This window comes from Roseburia sp. AF42-8, from assembly GCF_003435965.1.
In the GTDB taxonomy this organism is placed as follows: domain Bacteria; phylum Bacillota; class Clostridia; order Lachnospirales; family Lachnospiraceae; genus Roseburia_C; species Roseburia_C amylophila.
Genome location: NZ_QTVB01000005.1, coordinates 21,738 through 43,025 on the forward strand (window position 1 = coordinate 21,738; position 21,288 = coordinate 43,025).

General features: G+C 41.5%; 15 protein-coding genes, 5 tRNA genes and 1 pseudogene. 5 read left to right on the forward strand and 16 right to left on the reverse strand.

Annotated features, from left to right (window positions below; translation table 11 throughout):
• Both DW059_RS03335 and DW059_RS03340 read right to left on the reverse strand, forming a co-directional pair.
• Window positions 1-960: an ABC transporter permease gene (locus DW059_RS03335; RefSeq protein WP_242986078.1), complete on the reverse strand. Its 960-nt coding sequence runs from the start codon at window positions 958-960 to the stop codon at window positions 1-3.
• A gap of 12 nt (window positions 961-972) precedes the next feature.
• Window positions 973-2,490, reverse strand: a complete 1,518-nt coding sequence (locus DW059_RS03340; protein ID WP_022242956.1) for a sugar ABC transporter ATP-binding protein — start codon at window positions 2,488-2,490, stop codon at window positions 973-975.
• Window positions 2,491-2,683: 193 nt separating this feature from the next.
• On the opposite strand from DW059_RS03340, the gene DW059_RS03345 reads away from it, so the two are divergent.
• Together DW059_RS03345 and DW059_RS03350 are read left to right on the forward strand one after the other, a co-directional pair.
• Window positions 2,684-3,733, forward strand: a complete 1,050-nt coding sequence (locus DW059_RS03345; protein WP_117697687.1) for an AraC family transcriptional regulator — start codon at window positions 2,684-2,686, stop codon at window positions 3,731-3,733.
• A gap of 67 nt (window positions 3,734-3,800) precedes the next feature.
• Window positions 3,801-4,085, forward strand: coding sequence for a hypothetical protein (locus tag DW059_RS03350; RefSeq protein WP_022242954.1), 285 nt, complete (start codon window positions 3,801-3,803; stop codon window positions 4,083-4,085).
• A gap of 3 nt (window positions 4,086-4,088) precedes the next feature.
• Here DW059_RS03350 and DW059_RS03355 read toward each other — a convergent pair whose 3' ends face one another.
• A complete protein-coding gene (locus tag DW059_RS03355) occupies window positions 4,089-4,271 on the reverse strand; it encodes a DUF6472 family protein (RefSeq protein WP_117697689.1) in 183 nt (60 codons plus the stop codon).
• 13 nt (window positions 4,272-4,284) lie between these two features.
• Window positions 4,285-4,788: a hypothetical protein gene (locus tag DW059_RS03360; RefSeq protein WP_117697691.1), complete on the reverse strand. Its 504-nt coding sequence runs from the start codon at window positions 4,786-4,788 to the stop codon at window positions 4,285-4,287.
• Window positions 4,789-5,504: 716 nt separating this feature from the next.
• On the opposite strand from DW059_RS03360, the gene DW059_RS03365 reads away from it, so the two are divergent.
• On the forward strand, window positions 5,505-7,505 hold the full coding sequence (locus DW059_RS03365) for an amylo-alpha-1,6-glucosidase (RefSeq protein ID WP_242986080.1): 2,001 nt from the start codon (window positions 5,505-5,507) through the stop codon (window positions 7,503-7,505).
• Window positions 7,506-7,715: 210 nt separating this feature from the next.
• Here the strand turns inward: DW059_RS03365 and DW059_RS03370 are convergent, their stop codons facing one another.
• A complete protein-coding gene (locus DW059_RS03370) occupies window positions 7,716-9,503 on the reverse strand; it encodes an aminopeptidase P family protein (RefSeq protein WP_334294161.1) in 1,788 nt (595 codons plus the stop codon).
• Window positions 9,504-9,583: 80 nt separating this feature from the next.
• On the opposite strand from DW059_RS03370, the gene DW059_RS03375 reads away from it, so the two are divergent.
• The gene (locus DW059_RS03375; RefSeq protein ID WP_117697693.1) at window positions 9,584-10,117 is read left to right on the forward strand and encodes a restriction endonuclease; all 534 of its coding nucleotides are present in this window, start codon (window positions 9,584-9,586) and stop codon (window positions 10,115-10,117) included.
• Between the two features lie 95 nt (window positions 10,118-10,212).
• Here DW059_RS03375 and DW059_RS03380 read toward each other — a convergent pair whose 3' ends face one another.
• The 9 genes and pseudogenes from DW059_RS03380 to malQ form a co-directional block, all read right to left on the reverse strand.
• Window positions 10,213-11,445: a DUF4317 domain-containing protein gene (locus tag DW059_RS03380; RefSeq protein WP_117697695.1), complete on the reverse strand. Its 1,233-nt coding sequence runs from the start codon at window positions 11,443-11,445 to the stop codon at window positions 10,213-10,215.
• 228 nt (window positions 11,446-11,673) lie between these two features.
• Window positions 11,674-11,746, reverse strand: a tRNA-Gly gene (locus tag DW059_RS03385).
• Window positions 11,747-11,767: 21 nt separating this feature from the next.
• Window positions 11,768-11,838: transfer RNA gene (locus DW059_RS03390), tRNA-Gly, on the reverse strand.
• A 20-nt stretch (window positions 11,839-11,858) separates the two neighbouring features.
• A tRNA-Phe gene (locus tag DW059_RS03395) sits at window positions 11,859-11,931 on the reverse strand.
• A gap of 132 nt (window positions 11,932-12,063) precedes the next feature.
• The gene (locus DW059_RS03400; RefSeq protein ID WP_117697697.1) at window positions 12,064-13,776 is read right to left on the reverse strand and encodes an alpha-amylase family glycosyl hydrolase; all 1,713 of its coding nucleotides are present in this window, start codon (window positions 13,774-13,776) and stop codon (window positions 12,064-12,066) included.
• A 608-nt stretch (window positions 13,777-14,384) separates the two neighbouring features.
• Window positions 14,385-15,263 (reverse strand): sugar ABC transporter permease, encoded by an 879-nt coding sequence (locus tag DW059_RS03405; protein WP_117697699.1) that lies wholly within the window; start codon window positions 15,261-15,263, stop codon window positions 14,385-14,387.
• Window positions 15,263-16,644: pseudogene (locus DW059_RS17500) on the reverse strand (carbohydrate ABC transporter permease). Before DW059_RS17500 ends, DW059_RS03405 begins: the two are co-directional and overlap by 1 nt.
• 130 nt (window positions 16,645-16,774) lie before the next feature.
• Window positions 16,775-18,058 carry an extracellular solute-binding protein gene (locus tag DW059_RS03415; protein WP_117697701.1) on the reverse strand — a complete coding sequence of 428 codons (1,284 nt, stop codon included), beginning with the start codon at window positions 18,056-18,058 and terminating at the stop codon, window positions 16,775-16,777.
• Between the two features lie 75 nt (window positions 18,059-18,133).
• Window positions 18,134-19,585 carry a 4-alpha-glucanotransferase gene (gene malQ, locus DW059_RS03420; protein ID WP_199534299.1) on the reverse strand — a complete coding sequence of 484 codons (1,452 nt, stop codon included), beginning with the start codon at window positions 19,583-19,585 and terminating at the stop codon, window positions 18,134-18,136.
• Window positions 19,586-19,921: 336 nt separating this feature from the next.
• On the opposite strand from malQ, the gene DW059_RS03425 reads away from it, so the two are divergent.
• Entirely contained in the window at window positions 19,922-20,941 is a 1,020-nt protein-coding gene (locus tag DW059_RS03425; protein ID WP_117697703.1) for a LacI family DNA-binding transcriptional regulator, read from the forward strand.
• Between the two features lie 90 nt (window positions 20,942-21,031).
• Here DW059_RS03425 and DW059_RS03430 read toward each other — a convergent pair.
• Window positions 21,032-21,115, reverse strand: a tRNA-Leu gene (locus DW059_RS03430).
• A gap of 55 nt (window positions 21,116-21,170) precedes the next feature.
• A tRNA-Tyr gene (locus DW059_RS03435) sits at window positions 21,171-21,252 on the reverse strand.
• Window positions 21,253-21,288 lie beyond the last annotated feature (36 nt).

Here is a 21,288-nt window from a genome sequence, read left to right on the forward strand (position 1 = left end):
TTATCTTGGTAACATCTTTCCTCTCTGGTCACTGGTTGCCAGGAATACTACCAATATAAATATTGCTGCTTTTACCATCTGTCCAATTCCGGAATTCAGATTAAACATCACCATAATCTGACTGAGCAATGTCATGGAAAAAGCTCCGATTACTGCTGCATAAATTTTACTTCTTGCGCCACCTGATACCGGCATACCACCAAATACAATCGCTATGATGACATCCATTCCTACACTGGATGCAGTATTTCTCGTTAAAGTCGGAGCATAGACAATGGAAAGACATGCGCCAAGTCCAACTCCTATTCCAGACATGATAAATGCTATAATCGACATTTTCTTTACAGAAATACCGCTTAATTTTGCACAAATTGGATTTCCGCCCTGGAATTTCTGCATTCTTCCTACTTTAGTAAAAGAGAATACCAGTAAACATACTAAGAAAAATGCAGCTAATACGAATATTTTAAACTGTGTTGTATTCAGCCTACTGACCGCCATCATTGGCACTCTTATTTCAGAACCTGTTCCATTCATCTTAATCAGAACCAGTACCAGTGCATTCAATACACTTAGCATTGCAATCGTTGTTACGAAAACAGGGAGGTTAAAAATAGATGCCAGCACTGAGTTAAATAGTCCTATAAAGACCGCCACTCCAAGGCAAGCTGCAAACATTATTACCAGGCTCTCTGTTTTGTTATAAACAATCCCACCTACCAGTGCGCTTACTGCTACAGATGCTCCAAGACTGATATCAAAGGAACCAAGGGTATAAATAAAGATTGCACCTGTTGCTACTACTGCAACCACAACTGACTGGTTGATAATACTTTTCATTCCATATGCAACATTTATATTTTTAGATGTTCCAATGATAAAGAAAGCAACCAGCAATGCTACAAGACCAAATAAAGGGGCAAGGAGCATAACATTTTTTCTTAAATTCTTTGTTTTCATTTCATCCGCCTCCTATATCATGTACTGAATCGCATCTGCTTCTGAAAGCGATTCACTTCTTGGAAATTCATGCATAATCTTTCCATCCTTCATAATCATCAGACGGTCTGACATACCGATCAGTTCTGTTAATTCCTCTGAAATGATAACAATTGATTTTCCTTCTTTTTTCATCTGGTACATCAATTGATACATCGCCTGCTTCACACCAATATCAACGCCTCGCGTCGGGCAGTCCAGAATCAATACATCACTGCCTCGTCCAATCCATTTTCCAAATACAACCTTCTGTTTATTTCCACCGGATAATGCCGAAACATACTGATTTATTCCTGCACATTTAATGCTTAATGTTTCCACCTGTTTCTGAACATATTTCTTTTCATTCCACGGGAAAATCAGGAATCCACCAGTTGTAAACTGGTCCAGTCCGCCAACAGCAATATTATCTTTGATGCTGGCATTCAGGCATAGCGACTCAGTGTCTCTGTCTTTTGCCACATATCCAACCATATGCTTCATTGCATCGGCTTCGTTTTTCAATTTCTTTCCTTTAATTCTTATTTCACCAGACTCCGGCTTTTTATTTCCAAACATGACTTTGCCAAGTGTATGCATTCCACAGTGCGAAAGTCCTCCGATTCCAAGAATTTCTCCTTTATGCAATTGCAGATTAAAATCAATCAGTTTGCCAGTCAGATTTACATCTTTCATTTCTAAGACAACTTCATCTTCGCAGCTTCCATCATAATCACTTCGATAATAGTCGCCTTCCAGCTGCCTTCCAATCATACTTGATTTTATTTTGTCTTCATCAAATTCGCTCTTATCAAAAGTAACTATAATATTTCCATCACGAAGAACCGTCAATGCATCGCATTTTTCCATAATCTCTTCCAAATCATGGGAGATGAAAACCACCGCTTTGTTTTCTTTTTTCATCTGTTCCATAATATTGTAGATAATCTCTCTTCCCTTCTGTGACAATGCAGTTGTAGTCTCATCTACTACCAGCACTTCCGGATGCTTATTCATAATTCTTGCTATCTCAATCAGCTTACGTTCCTGTAAATCAAGGCTTGCCGTCATCTGTTCTGCACGAATATGGCTGGCACCGATTGCATCTAAGGCTTCCTGTGCTTTCTGATTTAACAGCTTCCTTTTAACCGGTCCCCATTTATGCTTTTCGCCAAAACTCTTAAAGAACTTTGTCTCGCCAAGGAATATATTCTCTGCTACTGTAATTCCCGGCACTGTTCCAGTTTCCTGGACAATCATTCCAATTCCATGTTCCAACGAATACAGCATTGATTCCGGCTTCCATTCTTTGTCATGATATGTCATCGTACCGCTGTCTGCGTTCTGCATTCCTGCAATAATAGATGTAACTGTTGATTTACCAGAACCATTCTCTCCAATAAGTCCGAGAACTCTGCCTGAACAAACCTCTATTGAAACATCCTTTAATGCAACGGTAGAGCCAAATCTTTTATTCATATGTTCTACTTTTACTAAGATTTCCTGCTTCATCCATATGCCCCTTCTCTGTAATCATTGTTTTTGTGAAAATCACTTTTCTTTTGTTGTTAAATCTATTATAATCTATTCAAGTGGTTTTCCAATTGTTTGTAACAACCAATTCTATTTACTTTTTTTGATAGATATATCATTTTCTTTATGTTGTTATTGACTATTTTTGATATTTAAATTGGAGGATTCCATTATGGATTATGAAGCGTTAAGAACAGTAGTATATAAATTGAATGAAGATGAGCAGTTTTACAAAAAATATTATTATGCCAAACAGCAGGAGTATTCCCTGCAGGAATTCTTAAGTACTATCAATATAGATGATGTACTGCGCCGGCATCTGCTGGTTCCGGAAATCAAAGAAACCATTCCTCCACGCTTTGAAGATAATTTCTTTTTTGATGCAGGAAACCACGTTTCTATTACTGTAACCAGACATAACCGTTACTCTCCAGCACTTACTCACGACCACACTTTCTTTGAACTCTTATATGTCTATGACGGAAGCTGTTCCCAGAAAATCAGTGACAGTCAGCTCACACTGCGCACCGGAGACCTTTGTATTATTCCACCCGGCATCAAACATTCCGTCAGTGTCTTCGATGACAACAGCGTTATCTTAAATATTTTGATTCGAAAAAGCACTTTACATAATATCTTTTTCAATTTTTTAAATTCACCAAACATCCTGTCCGCTTTCTTTTTAAATAATATCTATTCCGAAAACGGCAACGATTATATTGTATTTCACACCGGCAATGATAATGAAATACGTTCTGGCTTTCTCTGGATGTACTGGGAATCTCTGAACCGCTCCCTTTACTGGGATCAGATGATTTCCTACACACTGATGATAACTTTTGGTCTTTTAATCCGGAATTATGAAAAAAGTTCCGAGCTTCCTACTTTCAACCGTAAATCTGATGTGCAGCGTTTTGCCCTGCTTCAATTCATCCAGGAAAATTATGCAACGGTTACATTAGAGCAGGTTGCCGAAAAATTTCACTATACACCTGAACATGTTTCAAGACTTTTTAAAAGCACTACCGGGAAAACCTTTACCCAGCTGTTACAGCAGGTCCGGATTGAAAAAGCCCAGGTACTTCTTTCTGATACTAATCTTACGGTTGCAGATATTGCTTCCCAGGTGGGCTATGATACAACGGAACATTTTATAAGATTATTTAAGAAAAATCTGAAAATCACACCAACCGAATATAGAAAAAAAGGGATTATCATCTAATCCCTTTTCCTTGCCAGACAACCTTTTTCATGCTATTTTTAATAAAGAATCGAAAGCAGGTGCAATTATGATACAACGTAAAGATTTATTTTCCATCCCTTTTTATAACAAAACACAGTATACCGGCAGCAATCTTGGCATGCGCTACCGCATAGAGAAGCATGTAGAAGATGACTCCACCACTCTGCTTGCCACCTGGTGGCCGGGTCCTTATTGCTTTACCGCCACGCCGGATGAGCAAAAAAAGACCAACACCTTCGAATATTCCGACGAAGGCATTGGTCAGGCTTGCGACTGGCTCAATCAGGTCTATACAGAAAATGCAGACCTCTTTAAAACCGTTCCTATTTAAAATTTACATCTGATGACGCACAATCTTGTACTCATCATATAACTGATAATACGGGCAGGAATTGGTGTTGCCGGTAAGAAATCTTACCATATCATCTTCATCCAGATCCATATCACAGACATAATATTCGTAATCTTCATCATAAACAAAATTTACACAGGTATCACAATTTCCCTGCTCTGCCATAAAATCACCTCTCCTATCTGATGACTTTCTTTGCATTCCGGTTGCAGATCATATCCAGCATATTTTCATCCGGCTCAAAGATAATATCTCCAAGTCCGCTACCGTTCTTATAAATCACTTCATAGGTCTTCGCTCCCGACTGCTTGGAAGAACAATCCTTTACGCTCACCTGATTGTTATTATGATAATTATACAATTCATGTGCAGTTGACGGTGCAATCAGCACAACCTCTTCCATCTCAATCTTTGCAACATTTTTTCTCTTTCTCTTTGCCTTGATGCGTGCAAAGCTAAGTCTTCCTTCAATATAGGTATATTCCCATTCAATCTGTGATGCAATTTTAAGAAGATACCAGAAAACTGCAAAGATAATTGCAGGAACCAGTAAAATTCCCGGATATACAATAATGGAAACCAGTACACAGAAAATCGTCAATGCGATACAAAGATATCTTAATATTACATTTACCACCGATACCTTCTTATCTACTAAAACTGTGTTTTCAAAAATACTCATACTTTAAACCTCTCAACTTTTTCTTTTTGCAACTGCTTCTTATGCAGATTCTTTTTCATTATAGCTCTTTTTCCACGATTAATCCAGTAGATTATATTTATTTAATAATTATGTTTTTTCCGTGTTTTTCAGTAGATTTTTTCGAATTATTTCGTTACAATAGAGGCAAACAGTCCGGGGGTGGGGGAAGCATACGAAATCAAACTATTGTATAGTATATCCCGGCTTTCTATTATTTTTTAATACAGAATGCTGCAGAACTAAGCTGCTTTGTTTTCTTTTGCTATTGAGCCTGTCTTTCCAATGTTTCACAGCATAGCGACACGGTTCGCTGATATGCGGATGCATGAGAAAGGCTGTTAGGGGCACTTGGAATTTCATCTAGCAACCGGCAATGCTGGCACAGGATGTGCCAGCAAGGTGCAATCTGAACATGGATGTGAATTTGCACCGGTTGCCAGATGAACGATTACCTTTTTTGAAATTCATAGTGCCCCTTGCAGGTTTTCTGCCGCATCCGCATACAACGGACAGTGACGCTATGCAGTGAAAGCAGCGGAAAGACAGCCTACAATCAGAAAACAAAACAGCTAAGAACTGCAACGCATTCTGCATCAACAAAAAATAATAGAAATCCGGAATACGCTTACAATATGTTAGACGATTCGTTTTTCTCCCCCGCCACCCGGACAGATTACACGACAAAGGAGATTTCTATGAAAGCATATCATTTAAATAAAGATGCCCTCACCCCAATGTCAGCGGGCGTACAGAAAGAATGGGTTCTGACCAACGGAATCGGCGGCTATGCCGGCAGTTCTGTAACCGGTGCCCATGCAAGAAAGCACCATGGCTATCTGATTGCCAGCCTGCACCCACCAGTAGAACGTTTCGTCATTCTCTCCAAAATCAACGAGTGTCTGATTCGTTCTTCCGAGAAAATAGATTTTACCGTAGAACAATATCTTGCCGGTGATGGCAGCACTGCTTACCGTGAAGGTATTGAATACCTTAATTCCTTTACTTATGACGGGCTGGTACATTTTACCACCAAAGCTCCGGAATTTACCATGACAAAGACTCTCGCCTTTGAACACGGCAAGAATACTATTGCAGTTTCCTATGATATCCAGAATGATGGAGAGGCTGCTACACTGGTGCTGACTCCGCTCTTTAATTACCGGGTACACCATGATGCTTCTACCGTAGACACTTTAAAATTCGATACTACTTATGAGCAGCCGGAAATCAGACTGGTTCCGCAGCAGAATAAAGATGTCACCATCCGTCTTTTTACCGATGACGGAACCGTTGTTCCATGTGAAGAAAAATATACCACCGGAATGCAGTTACAAAAAGAACTGGATGTAGAATCCGATGCTTTAGATGATAACTACACGCCATACCAGATTGAATTTCCGCTGGACGCCGGATGCCGCAAGAAAATATCTATCGTCTGCACCATTGAAGATGTTTATGAAAAGGATGCTTTTGCCACTGCTGCCGCAGAAATGGCACGTTTTGATGCGTTAGAGAAAAAAGCTGGCTACCATGATGAACTGGCAGAGACTCTGACCATTGCCGCCGACCATTTTCTTGCATACCGGCAGTCTACCGGACTGATGACTGTTCTTGCCGGACTTCCTTGGTTTACTGACTGGGGCCGGGATACCATGATTGCCCTCACCGGCTTAACTCTGTCTACCGGGCGCTATCAGGATGCCAGAGACATCCTGACCACATTTGCCCGCTATGTCCACCATGGCATGGTACCAAATATGTTCCCGGATGAAGGAACCGCCCCATTGTATAACACTGCGGATGCTTCCATGTGGTATTTCTATGCAGTTGGAAAATATCTCGATTATACCGGCACTCCGGAAGATTATGCTTTTGTGCAGGAAACCATTTATCCGAAATTAAAAGAAATTATTGCAGCTTATGAGCACGGAACAGATTTCTCCATCTATATGGAAGAAGATGGACTTATCCATGCCGGAAGCGGTCTCGACCAGGTAACCTGGATGGATGTCCGTGTGGGCGACTGGGTTGCTACACCACGGCACGGCAAGCCGGTAGAAATCAATGCGCTCTGGTATCACGCACTCTGCCTGATGGAAGAATGGGCAACGCGCTTTGGGGAAGACGGTTCCCACTATGCTGCTCTTGCAGCTCATGCAAAGGAATCTTTCGCAAAAGAATTCTGGAACGAAAAAGATGGATGTCTCTATGATGTGGTAGACGGGCTGGAAGGTGATGCAACCCTTCGTCCAAATCAGATTTATGCTGTTTCCCTGCCGCACCGGATGTTAGATGCTGACAAGGAAAAGAAGATTGTAGATAAGGTTTACGAGAAACTATATGCCAAAACCGGTCTTCGTTCCTTAAGCCCGGATGATAAGGAATACCATCCGACCTATGAAGGCTGTCTTGACAAACGTGACCACGCTTACCATCAGGGTACTTCCTGGGGTTTCCTCTTAGGCGGTTTTCTGACTGCTTATGTGCATGTCTATGGAACTTCCAAAGAAGTCATCAAACAGGCCGATGCCATGTTAGATGCCACCAGAGAGCAGTTCTATCACGGCTGTATTGGTTCTATTGCAGAAATCTTTGACGGAGATGAACCGCACACCTCCCGCGGCTGCTATGCCCAGGCATGGAGTGTCGGAGAAATTCTCCGGGCATATACTGAGGATATTCTGCCACATAAATAAACTATGTGAAATAAACTACGGGAAACACAGAGGGGCTTGATTTATCAAGCCTCTTTTTTCACTTTACAGGAAATTGCTTTCCTGTAAAGGAAAAAACGTTCCACGAGGATGCGCACTGCGGCGTATAAGGTAGATGTCGCAAGCGACCGCCGCAGGCGCGAGAATGTATCAAAGCACATTCTTTGTTCTCCCCGTGCAATACCCATATCTCTACGCCGGAATCTGCTCCTTCAGCCATGTTTTTTCTTCTTCGGAAAGGAAGTCTGCAATGGTATCATAGACATACTGCTGATACTTCCGAAGCAGTGCCTTTTCCCGGCTGTCTAATTCTTCCCAGTCAATAGCCTCCAGATCAAATGGTGCAGCGGTCAGTGTTTCAAATTCCATGAACTGTCCATATTCCGTTTTCTCCGCTTTTTTACAAAGTAACAGGTTCTCAAGGCGGATTCCGTATTTTCCTTCCAGATACAGTCCCGGTTCATCTGAAGTAATCATACCTTCTTCCATGACGGTTCCGGTACCGCACCGTTCCCGGTAACGAAATGCATTCGGTCCTTCATGTACATTTAACAAATAGCCAACGCCATGGCCGGTTCCGTGGTTATAATCAAGCCCCATGTGCCACAACGGTTCCCTTGCCAGATAGTCAAGATTGACTCCCGTACAGCCATATTTAAATTTTGCATCCGAAAGATTCAGATTTCCTCGTAATACGGCAGTATAATGCTTCTTCTCCTCTGAGCTTAATGCTCCAAGGGCAATGGTTCTTGTCACATCCGTTGTGCCATCCAGATACTGTCCGCCGGTATCCAGCAGCAGAAAGCTTTTGTTATCCAGTGGAATATTGCTCTTCCCATCCGGCTCATAATGCACAATGGCTCCATGAGCACCGTATGCAGCAATCGGTGCAAAGCTCTGTCCCAGATAACCTTCTCCCTGCCTCCGGAATTCTTCTAATTTATCACATACCGCAAGCTCCGTTATCTGCCGCTTATCTTCCACATGCTTTAACCAGTAGATAAGTTTTGTTAAAGCAATGCCATCCTTCTTATGTGCCAGCCGCTCATGCTCCATTTCGGTGGCATTTTTCACTGCCTTCATAAGCTCAATCGGGCTGTTCTTCTTTACCTTATGTGCCTCTTTTGGAATGGCATCATACAGTGCATAATTTGTCATACTCTCGTCTATAAGAATGCTTTTGTCTGCCGGAATTTCCTTTATATCCGCATAAATCTGTTCATATCTGTAAATAACGATTTTTTCAGTGGAAAGTCTTTCCTTTAAGTCAGCCGGCACACTCTTTTCATTTACATACCAGCGGATTTCATCCGGTGCAATCAGTACATAAGATAATGCCACCGGATTATATGCAATATCATTTCCCCGGATATTAAAAAGCCATGCGATTTCATCCAGAGACGGAATCAGAAAATAATCCGCCTTGCAATCCACCATTGCTTTTCGTACCCCTGCCACCTTATCCTTCCGGCTCTCACCTGCATATTCCACGCCAAGCTCCCAGATTGGATCACAGGATAATGCAGGACGATTCACCCAGATTTCGCCTACGACATCCCGGTCTGGAGCAAATGTAATCTTTTTCTCCCGCAATTTTTCTTTTAAACTCTTTGCCATGCCGGTACTTACAGTTCTTCCATCAAACCCCAATACGGTGCCATCTTCCATTTTTTCTGCCAGAAAAGTACCAATATCCACTACCCCCGGCTGTCCACTCCGGAATAATGTAATGCCGGTGCCGGCAAGCTGTTCTTCTGCCTGGATAAAATATCTTCCGTCTGTCCAGAGTCCTGCCATATCTTCAGTAATTACCAGCGTTCCTGCCGAACCGTTAAATCCGGAAATATATTCACGACATTTAAAATATTCTCCTACATATTCTGATGCATGGAAATCATCGGAAACAATGAGATATGCCGCCATGCCGTATTCTTTCATCTTCTGTCTTAATTCCATCAATTCTTCTTTCAAATCTATCACCTCTATGTTATGCTATAATGAATGCAAGCGGGTCAATTACAGTATAGCATCCGTTATTATGAACGGAAAGGAATTCTTTTATGTTTCGCCTGATTGGAAAAATACTTTTCTTTTTCATAAGATTTATTATACATCTTCCGTTCGCCGTATTCCATGGACTGCAGCGGTTCTTTTTTGGTGTCAATTTTGACAAAATGAATGGCTACGAATTTGAAGAATATGCTGCCGGATATTTAAAACGCAACGGATATTCAAAGGTTACTGTCACCAAGGCTTCCAGAGATTTTGGTGTGGATTTAATTGCAAAAAAACACCGGACCACCTATGCAGTCCAGTGTAAATTATATCAGGGCAAAGTAGGAAACAGTGCCGTACAGGAAGCCGTTGCCGGCAAATCTTATTATGATTGTGATGAAGCGATTGTCATTACCAACAGCGTTTTCTATCCCGGTGCCATTGCCCTCGCCGAAGCCAATGATGTCATTCTCATTGACGGCACCCAGTTAAACCATCGCAGCTTCCGCTGGGGCAGATTCTTCCAGCTTCTCCTATTTCTTCTGCTGTGTGGATTGCTGATTTTTTGCATCCTATCTCCGGAATCTGCACTAATCTGACATTCAAAAGAAGTATTTCATCATAATGATTTTATATACAAATACCATCCTTACTGGCTCAATCTACCAGCCGGTAAAGATGGTATTCTTATTTATTATACAGTTGTATTTACTCCGTTTACATTGGCATGTTCGTCTTCTGCCATTGGAATTACCAGACATTTCTGTCCGTTGATAACCTCGGACTTAATCTGGGAAACTTTTTCCGGTTTTACACGAAGCACAACATCATAGGTCTTAACTACTTCGTCAGCTTCTTCCTCTATCTGTTTCTCTTTTAACTGCTGCTGCAGCACTTCAACCTGGGCTACCAGCTCCTTTTCCTTCTGAATCTGCTCATTGGCAGCCAGTGCTTTGCTGTCTACTACATTTTCTGCCAGCGGTGCTTCTTCTGAAAATTCCTCTGCGCAGGTCTTTCCAATCTTTTCTGCCTTTTCCGGTGCAACGCCGCTTTCTTCCATAACATTGGTCAAAAGCTCCGGTGTCAGAATTACCGGGTCTTCTTCCAGTTCTGCTTTCTCTTCTACCAGATCATTTAAGTTCTGCTGAATCTCCATCAGCACTTCACCGCTCTTTTCCACATCATCGCCATATGCCTGTTTGACGATAGAATGGAAGGTCATCTTCTGCTCCGTTGCGGTACGTCTTGCGCCACAACCTAATCCCAACTCCATAAATTCCGCATGCGGTGCCTTGGTATCCTTAGTATAGAACATCAGGGAATGAATATCTGTACTGCGGTCGGTAAATGCCGGGAATAAGAAACCGCTGTCCGGTACGCTTACCACCCAGTCACGGATTCTTGGTCCGATACGGTTTTCATCTTCTCTGTAACCCAGTCCCGGTTTAGATAACTGTACCGGACAGATTGCACACAGAAGGTATTCAAACACTTCTTCTGATTCATCCAGTGCATTATTATCCGTGGTCTTGGTCATGACATCATAAGCATCATGGAACAGCAAAATCAGATAGTTGCCTGCATAGTCATAGCTTTCAATGACCATATCATAAAAACGTTCCAGTAACTCAGGATTTTTTAATTTACTTTCCCTTAAACCTAAAAGAAACTGTTGTCTTCCTCCTGCTGCTTCTTCATCCAGCGGGAAATTCAGCTCCAAAAGATTATTTCCAATGGTTCCTGATAAGGTTTTCTTGGCAATCTCTAAATATTTATAAAATTCTTCATCTTCCAGATTTAAAAATGTCTCACTTAAATCAACGACCTTATTCTTACCGGCATCTACATAACAGCCACACAATCTTGTAAAGGTACAATTTTCTTTTGTAAAACGTCTCTTTAACTCTGCCACACCTTTTTTATCCATACTATGAATCTACTCCTTTACTACCTTTCTTTTATTTCTTATGTTCCCAAATCAGACTTTTATAGAACAACGAATGTGCCTTGGCACCTTCCCGCGCCTGCGGCGGTCGCTTGCGACATCTACCTTATACGCCGCAGCGCACATCCTCGCGGAGCGTTTTTGACTTTACAGGAAAGCAATTTCCTGTAAAGTCAAAAAAAGCAAGATAAATTTCTTGCTTTTTGAAAGAGCGATAGACGGGGCTCGAACCCGCGGTCTCGACCTTGGCAAGGTCGCGCGTTACCAACTACGCCACTATCGCATATGCAATTATAGTCTGCAAAGCGGGTGATGGGAATCGAACCCACGTATCCAGCTTGGAAGGCTGGTGTTCTACCATTGAACTACACCCGCAGTTCATTGCCCTTCGGCAATGCCCAGTTCCGGAATCGAACCAGAGACACGAGGATTTTCAGTCCTCTGCTCTACCAACTGAGCTAACTGGGCTTGTGCTGTAAAGCACTCACAGCACTGATTATTTTATCGGAAAAAGCAGGGGTTGTCAAGACAATTTTCCTGCTTTTTTCATTTTTATTCCGGTGGCACGATAACTCTGTTCCGGTTTTATGCATTTCGGCTTTATTCTACTGTAATAAGTGCCATGGAATAAGATGGCAGTGTCAGTTCATTATTATCCAGCGTAATTGTATCTTCTCCGGTCAGAAGCATTCCACCGATAGTACCTTCTCCGCCTAAATCTACACCTGAAATGTCAACCTTCTGAGTTTCCTGGGAAAGGTTAAATACCAGTAATGTGGTTTTACCATCATATGTCTTGGTAATTGCGGCTATATTCTTATCAGAAAGATTCTCTACATTTGCAGCGATACCACGGGCGATTTCCGGATAACGGTTTCTCAGGCGGATTGCCTGCTTGAAATAATTATAAATGGAATATGGGTCATCCTGCTGGTCTTCCAAGCTTCCATTTGTCATCTTAATGCTTTCCATTCCGTCCGGCCCTTTACACATACCCTCTGCAGATGCATCTGAGGACCACTGCATTGGTGCACGCTTATTTTCATCTTTTCCAGAGCCTTTCATACCAATTTCTTCCCCATAATAAAGAAATACATTGCCGCTCATCATAAGATTCATGGCTCCGGCAGTCTTAATCTGTGCAGCCTTATACTCGCCGCTATAGTATCCGGCACCTCTTGCCATATCATGATTTGTATAAAACGGTGCATCAATATAATTTTCATTATACTGGCTTAAAAGCTCATCCATTTTGCCACAGACATTGGCATATCCTTTTGCTCCGGACTCTGAGCTTCCTTTTACTGCATTGGCAATAATCCCATCGCCATCTCCAAAATCAAAATTGAATACACTATCAATTCCACTTTCCAGATATTTTGCATATGTCTCACGATCCGTCCAGACCTCTGCCACGATATAGGAATTCTCATCTTTTGCCTTTACCATATCATTAAACCATTTTAAGACTTCCACATTTTCTGTGGTATTATCTGAAAAATATTCTTTGGCACCATCCATACGGAAACCATCTACCCCAAGATCCATCCAGAAGGATGTAATCTCATCAAATTCAGCTCTCACCGCTTCACAGTCAAGGTTCAAATCCGGCATTTCACTCCAGAATTTTCCTTCATAATACCAATTGCTGCTGCCAGCTTTATAATACACACTGCTTAACTGATCTGTTGTAAAGTTATAATAATCTACATACGGACAAACGCTGCTATCCGGCTGCTGTCCGTCACTTAATCCCTCCAGATATTCCACCGCCTGTGTAAACCATGGGTGCTTGGACGATGTATGGTTAATCGGGAAATCAATAATCACACGGATTCCGCGCTTGTGGCATGCTTCGATTAACTGTTTGAAATCATCTATAGTTCCATACTGCTCATCAATATTTTCATAATCAGAAATGTCATATTTATGGTAGGTCGGTGATGGCATGATCGGCATCAGCCAGATTCCATTACAACCAAGGTCTGTATCTGTACTGTCATCTCCATCATTGATATAATCCAGTTTATCAATTAATCCCTGGATATCTCCGATTCCATCTCCATCACTGTCATAAAAGCTATATAAAAACACTTCATAATAGGTGCGGTATTTATCATCAATGATATTCAGTTCTCCTGCATTTGCCTTTGCCATAGCAGAGTCTTCCACACTTGCGGTCTTTTCAGTTTCTGTCGCCGCAGCAGTCTCTGTTCCCGCAGCATTGTTATCCTGTCTGCCGCCACAGCCGGCACCTATAGTTCCAAGGGTAAGGCACAGTGCAAGAAGTAACGCCTGTAGTCTTTTTTTCATATGATTCTCCTTTTCTTCTCTTTCTTATTTCGTTGAAATGAAGGGGGGATGTAATAAATGCGATGCTTTTGTTCTGCATTTGAAATAACGTTATTTTCCAGACAGAATGCTCCAATTCTAACCAGCACATTTTTCTTTTCTTATTATCATCTGTCTTTCCAATGTTTGACAGAATGCAAGTGGGTGTCCGGCTGAATGCGGATACCATTTTGTGACTGGTTAGGGGCGCTTGGAATTTCATCTGGCAACCGGCAACGTTGGCACAGGACGTGCCAACGAGGCGCAACTGGAACACGGATGTGACTTTGCGCCGGTTGCCGGAATAGATGTAATGTAGATTGAAATTCTTAGCGCCCCTTACCGGTTGCATGAGGTATCCGTATCAGCCGGACACCCACTGCATCCAGTCAAAGCAGTGGCAAGACATCTGAAAATCAGAAAAATGTACTGCCAAGAATTGAGACGCATTCTGTCTGAATGAAAACACCTGTTATTTCAAACACAGAACAAATATCCTTCGCAATCTTCCACACCCTTCATTATCAACTGATATAACAAAGAGAGGCAAAAACTGCCTCTCTTTTAAACATTTTAAACGGCTGTGAAATTTAGCCTTTTACTGCTCCACTCATTCCTTCTACATAGAATTTCTGTGTAAACATAAAGAGGATAGCAATCGGAATTGATACTACTACAGCACCTGCTGCAAAACATGTATACCAGCTGTTGATATACTCTTTCTCTAACATCTTCCATAAACCGATAGATACGGTAAACTGGTCTGCATTTGCACCACAGATAACCTTTGCAAATACGAAGTCAATCCATGGTCCCATGAAGGAAGTCAGGATGGTGTATACAATAATTGGTTTACTAAGTGGAATGGTAATCTTAGTGAATACCTGCCATCTGCTCGCTCCATCAATGATTGCTGCCTCGTCCAAGGACTTTGGAATGGTATCAAAGAATCCCTTCGCCACATAGAATCCAACACCACTACCTGCGGAGAATACAATAATCAACGCAATACGGATCATGGATCCTTCAGATAATCCCAGTGCCTTTAAGATAAAGTATACCGCAATCATGGACATGAAAGATGGGAACAGACCTAAAATCATTGCAATATTCATAAACGGTTTTCTCATTTTAAAACGCATTCTTGACATACAGTATGAAACTGAAAGTACAAAGATGGTTGAAATGATACAGGTGAAGATTGCAATAATCAATGTATTCATGAACATCTTAGGGAAGTTCAGGATACTTGTATCTGTAAATATTTTAATATAATTGTCAAAAGTATAACTCTTCGGGAAGAAGGTCTCAACATAAGAACCTTTCTCCGCACGAAAGCTTGTAAGTACTACCCAGAATACCGGAAGTACCCAGATAAATGCTAATACTGCAAGAAATATATGAATCAAAACATTTACAAATGTTTTACGTACTTTTGCGCCAGATGTGGCTGTTTTCTGCTTACTCATTACATGAATCCCTCCTCATCTTTGTAGGATGTGGTATTTCGATAAGTAACCAGGGCAACAATAGCCAATACCACGAATGTCATAATACCAATAACGGCACCCAGGTTATAATATTTCTTATCAACAGTCAACTTATACAACCAGGTAACCAGAAGGTCTGTCTTTCCTGCGGTTGCATCCACCGGCGTAGGATTTCCTCCGGACAGAAGGTAAATAACATTGAAGTTGTTGATGTTTCCTGTAAACTGCGTAATTAAGTACGGTGTCATTACGAATAACATATATGGCAGAGTAATTTTGAAGAAAGTCTGGACAGCGTTAGCACCGTCAATCTTTGCTGCTTCGTATAACTCAGCCGGAATGTTCTGTAAAATACCGGTTACCTGAAGAATCGTATATGGAATACCTACCCACAGGTTGATTACAATAACGGTAACTCTCGCCCAAATTGCCTTGGTAAAGAATGGCAATGCAGTGTCGATAATACCATATTTCATAAGCAGCGTGTTAACAATACCGGTTGGCTGTAACATACTTCTCATAATCAGAAGGGAAACGAACTGTGGTACTGCGATAGATAATACAAAGCAAAATCTCCAGAATCCCTTTGCCCTTGTTTCTTTCCGGTTGATAATGATTGCAAGAATCATACCAAAAATATAGTTTAATGCTGTTGCAAACACAGCCCAGATCAGGGTCCATCCTAATACGGAATAGAACTGTTTTCCAATACTGTCTCCAACATTCAATATTTTCTTAAAGGTAGCAAATCCAACCCAGTCGAATAACACTAAGTGTTCTCCAGACGTACTGTAGTTGGTAAATGCCATTGTAATATTGTAAATCAATGGAAGAACAGTAAAGAGCAAAATTCCCGTCAGTGGAGTGCTAACAGCAATTTATGTAAATTTTGATCAAACAAACTCTTGAAGTCTTCTTTAAATGTGTTTAAATGCTTACCTGCTTTTGCCAGCAGTTCTGATTTATATGAACTTTTTACTGCTTCCCTCCATACAATGATAAACATGAAGGTAATATATAATGTTGCAACTCCATAAAGTAAGATAAGCTGTGAATTATCACCAGCCTGATATTCATAAATACTCTTTGCATCATTCCATACCTTTTCCCGCTCTCTCCATCCAAGTGATGGCAACATGGAAACTGCATAGAATCCATAAGAAATCATGTAATAAAGATACGCAACCTCGATTGCCAAAAACATAAGACCTTTTGCAATCTGTTTATGTGCAATATTGCCCAAGCCCATGATCAACATGGAGAGCTTAGTAATTGCATTTCCCTTAACTAACGCACCAGTAACAGTATATGGTGTCTGGAACTCTTTTGCTTTTTTCTTTTTTGTAGCAGCCTTCTTCACGCTATGGGCCTCCTATACTCTCTATAGTAAGACATCCAGGGTACCGTTTCCGGTATCCTGGAGTCCCCGGTTCTTTTCCAAACCGCTTTTTTAGGAATTCTTATAATGAACTTCCAATTACATCTTCTGCTTATTCAGCAACGTCTGTATTCATAGTTGTGTTCATTTCTTCTGTCTTCTCAGCAGCGTTGTCTTTTGTTACTTCGCCAGACTGGATATTTTTACCCATATTCTCTGCTGGTGACCAGTAGTTACCCATTTCTTTACATAATGGCTGCATGATAGATGTATCTGTCATAACATTTGTAACTGCTGTTGCGATTGGATCGTCAGCTAAAGAGATGTTGATGTTTGAAGGAAGGATGTTTCTCATTTCATAATGAGCTGTCTGAGCCTTCTCACCTGCTAAGTAAGCTGCAAGAGACATAGCTACCTGCTGGTTCTCAGCATTAGGGTTAACACCGATTGCTTTAGATCCGATGAAGGATTTCATCTGGCCTTCTTTTCCGTCGATTGTAACGGTAGGAAGAGCTGCAACACCCATGTTGTCACCAAGTTTTTCTTTAACTGCATCAGCATCCCATGTTCCGGAGAATACTGCTGCTACACTGTCGCCTAATCCAGCAAGACCAGATCCGTCAGCATCTACTAAGAAGTTAGGGTTAGCTGCTAAGTCTACTAAGTACTCTGTAACTGCTGCTGCTTTGTCTCCACCGAAGTCGATACCAGCATCTGTATCAGTTCCATCACCGAATAATGTACATCCGTTAGCTACATAGAATGCCTGAATATACCAGGAATCAGTTAATTTGAAAGAAACTTTCTTTCCAGCTTCTCCAGCTTTCTCTAACATTGTATCAAAGTTCTTTACGTCATCCTCTGAGAATACGCTCTTATCATAGTACATGAACCATGTATTAGAGGTAAATGGGAATGCTACTACTGAATCGTTGTATGTAACAGATGCAAGAATAGAATCAGAGTTTGTAGATGTTACATATCCAAGATAATCTCCACCAAGCTCTGATAATGCGCCTGCAGATACCAGATCCGGGATGTTATCGTTAGCAAGCATGTAAACGTCTGCTGCTGCTTCAACGTCTTTTGTTACGTTGTCTTTTGCTTCACCCTCTGCACATACACCATAATTGAAGTTGATTTTCCAGTTTGGATGCTCAGCTGCGAATGCTTCACACTGATCCTGAAGCCAGTTTGTATCCTGATCTTCCTGTGGGCTCCATACTGTTAAGTCACCCTCCCAAGCTTCATCTTCTGCTGCAGCTGGTTTTTCTGTTTCTACTGCTGCTTCAGTACTTTTCTTTTCTGTGTTCTTGTCTGCGTCTTTGCTACCGCATCCTACCATGGATACTGCCATAGCTGTTACAAGAAATAATGATAATGCTTTCTTTTTCATTTTCTTCCTCCTTAAAAATGTGATTTCGATTAAGCATTTATATAAAACGGTAATCCGTTCTATATCATATAGAAATTATCTGCGGTATACTGCCGCAATGGTGCGGATCCACGCTCTTCGTTCTTCACTCAGAGTATCTTTTCCCACCCGCCATTTCCAGTTCTGTCCGACTGTGGATGGCTGATTCATTCTGGCCTCATTGCCAAGCTGTAAAATATCCTGCATTGGAATAATTACCACATCCGCTATGCTTGAATAAGCTAGACGGATTAAGGCGTCCGGAATTTCTTCCTTCGAGCCGATATTCAAATATTCATAGAGGTAAGCCAGTTCATATTCTGTCTTATCCCGGAAATAACCAACAACAGTATCATTATCATGTGTTCCGGTATATACCACTATGTTATTTTCTTCAAAGTTATGTGGAAGATTTTCATTTCCTGTATTTCCATCAAATGCAAACATCAGGATTTTACTTCCAGGCCATCCAATTCTTGCAAGAAGCTTTCTGCTCCCGGCGATGGCACTTCCGGCATTGTCTGCTATGATTCTGCAGTCACCGGCACTTTCTTCCATCACATCTGTCAATTTCTTTCCAGGACCCTTGTTCCATTTCCCATTGCAGCAATCCTTTTCCCGAAACGGAATCGTATAGTACCTTACAACTCCAAGGAAGTGGTCAATCCGGATTACATCATATAACGCTGCGTTTTTCTCAATCCGGTGTCTCCACCAGTCAAACCGGTACTCTTCCATATAAGAGTAGTCATATACGGGATTGCCCCATTTCTGACCTTCTTCTGAAAAATTATCCGGCGGGCTGCCTGCTACATACTGCTGGCTTCCGTCTTCTTCTAATAAGAAGAGTTTCCGGTCTGCCCACACATCGGCACTGTCCATTGCCATATACAGCGGTATGTCCCCAATAATCTGTATTCCTCTTGTATTTGCGTACTGTTTTAAGAATTTCCACTGTTCATAAAATTTATACTGGCAGAATTTCCAAAACAGGATCTCTTCTTTTAATAATTCTGTGTATTCCTGTAATGCCTCCGGTGTACGATTTCTGATTCCCGGTTCCCATGCCATCCATTCCCGGTTATTTTCTTTTCCTTTGACTGCCATGAACAATGCATAATCAGTCAGCCAGCAATCATTGTCTTCTTCAAACTTCCGGAAAGAAGGCTTTGTAGTATCAAACCGTTCAAATGCTTTCTTTAATATCTGAAAACGGTTTTCAAAAAGATTGGCATAATCAACATCTTTCTCATCTGCGCCCCAGTTATAGCTTCGAATCTCGCTTTCCATAAGCAGACCGTCGCGAACCAGGTCATCTAAATCTATCAAATACGGATTTCCTGCAAATGCTGATATTGACTGATACGGGCTGTCTCCAAAACTGGTTGGTCCAATCGGAAGTATCTGCCAGTATCTTTGTTTCAGGTCTACAAGTAAGTCTACGAAATTGAAAGCTGCATCACCCAGAGTTCCGATTCCATAATCAGATGGAAGACTTGTTATTGCCATCAGGATTCCTGCTCCTCTGGTTAGTCTCTTTGCCTCCAATGTTTTTCCCCCACATCGGTTTTTGTTTTTTGCTTTTCGTTAATTTTCGTATCTGAGGTTATTTTACGTCTTTTTAACAACTTTGTCAAACAAAACAGTCCTTTTAGCATCATTTTTGCCGTTTTTAACGGAATTCGCATTGTTTTTTTGGTTATATTGCTATTTAAAACCCTGTTTTTTTCGAAAAATAATATTTTGCAGTACTTGCACCTGTCATGCAAATTCTATATAATACAGAATATAAGAGGTTTTTGATATGATTTTACTTAAAATATACCAGATTTATGGAGGCTTGTTATGGTCACAATTAAAGATATTGCCAACCGGCTCGGTATTTCCGTCAGCACTGTTTCCAAAGGATTAAACGGTGCCAGTGATATCAGTGAAGATTTACGGCAGATGGTCCTTGATACCGCTGTAGAAATGGGATATCAGTCCAAGAAGATGAAAAAGGACGAAAACAAGAAGCTTTGCCTTTTTATAGAAAATATGGACTATGAAACAGCCAACCAGTTCGGATACGAAATCATCCTGGGTTTCCGTCAGGCTGCTTTCCGGGATGGCTGGTCCGTCAGTGTAATTCCGGTTACTCCAGCTTTCCAGATGACTGAAAAATATGATACCTATATGTTAAAGAACGGTTATTCCGGCGGGTTCCTGGTCGGCTTTGCTCTCCATGATGACTGGATGCGGCAGCTTGCCTTCACTTCCATTCCGACCGTCCTTTTCGATAATTATATTAAGAAGAATCCACATGTGTGCTATGTGGGAACAGATAACTCTGAAGGAATTGAATCTGCAGTCGACCATCTCTATCAACTTGGTCACAAAAAGATTGCTTTTCTCAACGGTTCTCTCTATTCCATGGTCAGTGAGAAACGCTATCAGGCATATTTAGATGCCATGAAATCCCACAATCTTCCAGTAGAAGAAGATATGGTTGCACATGGCTACTATGTTGCAGACAGTGCAAAATATCATGTACCGAATTTTCTTGCTGCCGGAGCAACAGCAATTCTCTGTGGTAATGACCTGATTGCTTCCGGAGTCATTACAGAATGCCGGCTTCGAGGTTTTTCTGTTCCGGATGATATCAGTGTGGTTGGTTTTGACGACCTGCCGATTTCTTCTTTCTTAGAGCCGCCACTGACTACAGTCCGTCAGGAAAGAACCGAGCTCGGCAAATGTGGATATGCTGCTCTGAGTAACCTTATTAATCATGTCTCCGTCAGCATGAATTTACTGCGTCCGCAGCTTATTACAAGAGCTTCTACTGCTCCATGTGCAGAGAGAGAAGAAGAGGCAGAAGAAGAATAGGGCTATTCACAAAGGGAACATCACAACAACGGAAATGTGCTTTGCGGATTTCCGGCATAAAAAAAAGGAAACGACCGTTTCCTTTTTTAATGCCCGCGACCGGAATCGAACCGGTACTGTGTCACCACAACAGGATTTTAAGTCCTGCGCGTCTGCCAGTTCCGCCACGCGGGCAAGTATCTTTTTATAGTTACATAAAAAAATTCTCATTGCATAACCACAACGAGAATGGGCAGAGGTGGATTCGAACCACCGAAGCAATTTGCAGCAGATTTACAGTCTGTCCCCTTTGGCCACTCGGGAATCTGCCCATTTATCAGTCCTTAATTGTCCTGACGAATATAGAT

Bases quoted from the DNA above. Each gene is read 5' to 3' on its own strand.
- DW059_RS03345 (WP_117697687.1), top strand. From the start codon at position 2,684: ATGGATTATGAAGCGTTAAGAACAGTAGTATATAAATTGAATGAAGAT.
- DW059_RS03365 (WP_242986080.1), top strand. From the start codon at position 5,505: ATGAAAGCATATCATTTAAATAAAGATGCCCTCACCCCAATGTCAGCG.
- DW059_RS03350 (WP_022242954.1), top strand. From the start codon at position 3,801: ATGATACAACGTAAAGATTTATTTTCCATCCCTTTTTATAACAAAACA.
- DW059_RS03335 (WP_242986078.1), bottom strand. From the start codon at position 960: ATGAAAACAAAGAATTTAAGAAAAAATGTTATGCTCCTTGCCCCTTTA.
- DW059_RS03340 (WP_022242956.1), bottom strand. From the start codon at position 2,490: ATGAAGCAGGAAATCTTAGTAAAAGTAGAACATATGAATAAAAGATTT.
- DW059_RS03355 (WP_117697689.1), bottom strand. From the start codon at position 4,271: ATGGCAGAGCAGGGAAATTGTGATACCTGTGTAAATTTTGTTTATGAT.
- DW059_RS03380 (WP_117697695.1), bottom strand. From the start codon at position 11,445: ATGGATAAAAAAGGTGTGGCAGAGTTAAAGAGACGTTTTACAAAAGAA.
- DW059_RS03415 (WP_117697701.1), bottom strand. From the start codon at position 18,058: ATGAAAAAGAAAGCATTATCATTATTTCTTGTAACAGCTATGGCAGTA.
- DW059_RS03405 (WP_117697699.1), bottom strand. From the start codon at position 15,263: ATGAGTAAGCAGAAAACAGCCACATCTGGCGCAAAAGTACGTAAAACA.
- DW059_RS03360 (WP_117697691.1), bottom strand. From the start codon at position 4,788: ATGAGTATTTTTGAAAACACAGTTTTAGTAGATAAGAAGGTATCGGTG.
- DW059_RS03375 (WP_117697693.1), top strand. From the start codon at position 9,584: ATGTTTCGCCTGATTGGAAAAATACTTTTCTTTTTCATAAGATTTATT.
- malQ (WP_199534299.1), bottom strand. From the start codon at position 19,585: ATGGCAATAACAAGTCTTCCATCTGATTATGGAATCGGAACTCTGGGT.
- DW059_RS03400 (WP_117697697.1), bottom strand. From the start codon at position 13,776: ATGAAAAAAAGACTACAGGCGTTACTTCTTGCACTGTGCCTTACCCTT.
- DW059_RS03425 (WP_117697703.1), top strand. From the start codon at position 19,922: ATGGTCACAATTAAAGATATTGCCAACCGGCTCGGTATTTCCGTCAGC.